3 protein-coding genes are annotated in these 3,110 nt (G+C 71.6%); all 3 read left to right on the forward strand.

What is annotated here, in order from left to right; genetic code table 11:
- A partial coding sequence (locus tag G6030_RS03860) for a 5-(carboxyamino)imidazole ribonucleotide synthase (protein WP_182642263.1) occupies nucleotides 1–755 on the forward strand: 755 nt, incomplete at its 5' end.
- 116 nt (nucleotides 756–871) lie between these two features.
- A complete protein-coding gene (purE, locus tag G6030_RS03865; protein WP_007628915.1) occupies nucleotides 872–1,384 on the forward strand; it encodes a 5-(carboxyamino)imidazole ribonucleotide mutase in 513 nt (170 codons plus the stop codon).
- Nucleotides 1,385–1,599: 215 nt separating this feature from the next.
- Complete coding sequence (locus tag G6030_RS03870) at nucleotides 1,600–2,769, forward strand: acyl-CoA dehydrogenase family protein (protein ID WP_007628917.1); 1,170 nt, start codon at nucleotides 1,600–1,602, stop codon at nucleotides 2,767–2,769.
- Nucleotides 2,770–3,110 lie beyond the last annotated feature (341 nt).

The raw sequence follows: 3,110 nt of genomic DNA on the forward strand, positions 1-3,110 counted from the left end.
AGCGGATCGCGTCCGAGCAGCTCGCCGCCGGGGTGCCCATGATGGCCGAGGCTCGGGTGCCGTGGACCCGGGAGCTGTCCGCCATGGTCGCGCGGTCCCCGTTCGGTCAGGGCGCCGTGTGGCCGGTCGTCGAGACCGTGCAGCGCGACGGGATCTGCGCCGTGGCGATCGCTCCCGCCCCCGGACTCCCCGACGATCTGCGCTCGGCCGTCCAGGCGACCGCCCTCAAGCTCGCCGAGCACCTGGACGTCACCGGCGTCATGGCCGTCGAGCTGTTCGAGGTCGTCGGCTCGGACGGTCGCCCCGGAGTGCTGGTCAACGAGCTGGCGATGCGGCCCCACAACTCCGGGCACTGGACCATGGACGGGGCCACCACCAGCCAGTTCGAGCAGCACCTGCGGGCCGTGCTCGACTACCCGCTCGGCTCGACCGTGCCCACCGCCCCGCTCACCGTGATGGCCAACGTCCTCGGCGCGCCCGAGACGCCCGTGATGAGCATGGACGAGCGTGTCCACCACCTCGGAGCGCGGTTCCCACACGCCAAGGTGCACCTCTACGGCAAGTCCGAACGACACGGCCGCAAGATCGGTCACGTCAACGTGCTCGCCGACCCGGGCGTCGACCCGGACGACGCGGACCAGGTGGCCGCCGTGCGCGCGGTGGCCGAGCTGGCCGCCCACTGGCTCTCCCACGCCCGGTGGGCCGACGGCTGGGACCCTCACACGGGCGCGCCCGTCGGCGACTTCGAACGCTGAGCTCACCGCCGCGTCCGCGCGGCCGATGCTGTGCGGACACCGCGTCCATCGGACAACCCCCCGGGCGGCGGCGCCCCGGCCGCCCCCGCTGACACACCTCCACGAAAGGCGACGAGATGACCGCGCGACAGGACGGGCCGCAGGTCGGCCTCATCATGGGCAGTGACTCCGACTGGCCCACCATGGAGGCGGCGGCCGAGGCGCTCGCCGAGTTCGGGATCCCGTTCGAGGTGGGCGTCGTCTCCGCGCACCGCACCCCGCAGAAGATGCTCGACTACGCCCGGTCGGCCGCCGGTCGCGGCATCCGCGTCGTGATCGCCGGCGCGGGCGGCGCCGCGCACCTGCCGGGGATGGTCGCCTCCGCCACCGCACTGCCCGTGATCGGAGTGCCGGTTCCGCTCAAGCATCTCGACGGGATGGACTCGTTGCTGTCGATCGTGCAGATGCCGGCGGGGGTCCCGGTGGCGACCGTGTCGATCGGGGGAGCCCGGAACGCCGGGTTGCTGGCGGTCCGGATCCTCGCCGCCTCCGACCCCGCCCTGCGTGAGCGGATGGAGGGTTTCCAGGCGGAGCTCGAGGCGATGGTCGAGCGCAAGGACGACGCGCTCCGGCAGCGTCTGCTCGGCTGACGGGCGGGAGGCATCCCGCAGGTGCGTTCCGCGATGCGGAAAGTGGGGTCGCCGATGGGGGAGGAATCCAGTTAGTCGCTGGTAACCTGAGTGGCCGGGTGCACCCCGGATCCACTCGCGAGCCGCCGCCGTCGCGCGACCGGCCCACACCGATGTCCGGACACCGGCGCCCGCCGCGTGACCAGCACTGACGATTCCCCTTTGGAGGCCCGCACATGTCCGGTAACCCCGACTTCGATCTGTACCGTCCGGCGGAGGAGCACGAGGAGCTCCGCGCCGCGATCCGCGCGCTGTCGGAGAAGGAGATCGAGCCCCACGCCGCGGATGTCGACGAGAACGAGCGGTTCCCGCAGGAGGCCCTCGACGCGCTCAACGCGTCGGGCTTCAACGCGGTCCACATCCCCGAGGAGTACGAGGGTCAGGGCGCGGATTCGGTCGCGGCCTGCATCGTGATCGAGGAGGTCGCCCGCGTCGACGCCTCGTCCTCGCTGATCCCGGCGGTCAACAAGCTCGGCACCATGGGCCTGATCCTGGCCGGTGGCGAGGAGCTCAAGCAGAAGGTGCTGCCCGAGATCGCCGCGGGGAAGATGGCCTCCTACGCCCTGTCCGAGCGCGAGGCCGGCTCGGACGCCGCGTCGATGCGCACGCGCGCCAAGGCCGACGGTGACGACTGGATCCTCAACGGCTCCAAGGCGTGGATCACCAACGGCGGCAAGTCCACCTGGTACACGGTCATGGCCGTGACCGACCCAGATAAGGGTGCCGGCGGGATCTCCGCGTTCATGGTCCACGCCGACGACGAGGGTTTCGGCGTGTCCAAGACCGAGAAGAAGCTCGGGATCAAGGGCTCGCCCACCGCGGAGCTGTACTTCGAGAACGTCCGCATCCCGGGCGACCGGATCATCGGCGAGCCGGGCACCGGGTTCAAGACCGCGCTGCAGACGCTGGACCACACCCGTCCGACGATCGGTGCGCAGGCCGTGGGCATCGCGCAGGGCGCGCTCGACGCGGCGATCGCCTACACCAAGGAGCGCCGCCAGTTCGGCAAGGCGATCTCGGATTTCCAGAACACGCAGTTCATGCTGGCCGACATGGCCATGAAGGTGCAGGCCGCGCGTCTGATGGTCTACACCGCCGCCGCCAACGCCGAGCGCGGCTCCGCCCCCGGTGGCGAGAAGCTCGGCTTCATGGCCGCCGCCTCCAAGACCTTCGCCTCGGACGTGGCGATGGAGGTCACCACCAACGCGGTGCAGCTGTTCGGCGGCGCCGGCTACACGCGTGACTTCCCCGTCGAGCGGATGATGCGCGACGCCAAGATCACCCAGATCTACGAGGGCACCAACCAGATCAACCGCATGGTCATGGCCCGCCAGCTCCTGGCCTGACCGGTCGGCTGAACCCCGCCTCGATCTGCCCCTCCGATCGCGATCGACCCCCGGAACCCCGGGGGGCGGATCGCAATCGGAGGGGCAGATCGCGTTGCGGCCCGGATCGCGCCTGGTAGGCGGCGGGTGGAGTCGGGGCGGGAGGAGACCGCCCCGCCCCGCCGGCGCCGGAACGCTCCGCCGGCGCTCGGTGTCCGGTGCTCTAGGCGGTGAGCGTGGTGCGCTCGGTGTCCGCGATCCCCGCCACGGCGGGGTCGTCGGCGTCGGCGCCCGTGACGAGCACGGCCGTGCCGCCGGAGGCGAACACCCGCGCGAGGGTGGCCACGACGTCGTCGCGTTCG

Source organism: Dietzia sp. E1 (assembly GCF_014145015.1).
Lineage (GTDB): Bacteria > Actinomycetota > Actinomycetes > Mycobacteriales > Mycobacteriaceae > Dietzia > Dietzia cinnamea_A.